Origin of the sequence: Shinella sumterensis (assembly GCF_004514425.2) — a bacterium.
Lineage (GTDB): Bacteria > Pseudomonadota > Alphaproteobacteria > Rhizobiales > Rhizobiaceae > Shinella > Shinella sumterensis.
Map to the genome: position 1 here is coordinate 1 of NZ_MYFN02000057.1, position 515 is coordinate 515.

Genomic DNA, 515 nt, shown 5'->3' on the forward strand with positions numbered 1-515 from the left:
CGACGACCTGCCTCCATGTGCGGGCGCCCAGGTGGTGCGCTTCGTCGACGAACAGACGCTGACACGACCGAGCCAGGTACGAACGCGCCTCCTCCGAACACGCATTCAAGACTTGTGCAGTCGCCACGACCACGTTGGATCGCGCGAGAACCTGTTGAACCTGGTCGATAGTTTGGAGTCCGCTCTTGAGCACGAGAACGGCCGGGCACAAGAAGTCCCCGACGACGGCATGGACACGAGGCAGTACCCCGAGGGTCACGAACTTCTCCGCGATCTGAGTGCGCAGCGCGTCCGAGGGTACGACCACCAAAGTCTGGGCCGGTGAGTGGCAGTACGCCGCAAGCATCGTCTCGGTCTTGCCGGTCCCTGTCGGCATCACCACCGTGATCGGTTCATGCTCTTCGGTGGAGCGATAGGCCAAGATCGCGTGCAGGGCACCGAGTTGCGGCCGGCGGAGCCCGTCTTCTGTTTCGGTCTCTGCCGCGAACCGAAACCGCCCTTTGAGGGCGGTTTCC

The 515-nt window shown here is 63.5% G+C and carries 1 protein-coding gene; it reads right to left on the reverse strand.

Translation table 11 applies throughout. The features are described from left to right. The coding region (locus tag B5M41_RS26810) for a DEAD/DEAH box helicase family protein (RefSeq protein WP_230640393.1) at positions 1-515 on the reverse strand (515 nt) is incomplete at both ends.